Genomic DNA, 454 nt, shown 5'->3' on the forward strand with positions numbered 1-454 from the left:
CCCTTCTTGTTCCTCTGTTTTAACCAGCAAACACTTCCTCCTTGTGAGTCTCAATAACAAGATCAGATTCAGGCCTAGCAACACAAGTTAAAACCCAACCTTCAGCCATCTGTTCATCATCAAGAAAGCTATTATCAGATTGATCTAATTTCCCTGATTTCACTTTCCCAATACAAGAAGAACAAGCCCCAGCTCTGCAAGAGTAAGGAAGATCAATCCCGCTTTCCTCAGCCGCATCTAAAATGTAATCATCACCACTACATGTAATTGATTTCTCTCCATCTGGGGTTATGAGAGTCACCTTGTACGCCATCGCCGTCACTCGTCCGCCACGGCTGCCGCCCTGCTTCAGCCCGAACAGAGACTGACCCACGTTGGGAAATGGCCTTAGGCTCACTCCACCAGCCGGATGCCGCCGGAGGAAGGAGGTAGCCGGAAATGGAGCGGTGAGTGC

General features: G+C 49.3%; 1 protein-coding gene. It reads right to left on the bottom strand.

The genetic code is table 11. The features are described 5' to 3' along the window. Positions 1-19 precede the first annotated feature (19 nt). The coding region (locus tag AWV75_RS18290; protein ID WP_317038696.1) for a 2Fe-2S iron-sulfur cluster-binding protein at positions 20-454 on the bottom strand (435 nt) is incomplete at its 5' end.

The organism is Myroides odoratus (assembly GCF_001549985.1).
GTDB lineage: Bacteria > Bacteroidota > Bacteroidia > Flavobacteriales > Flavobacteriaceae > Flavobacterium > Flavobacterium odoratum_A.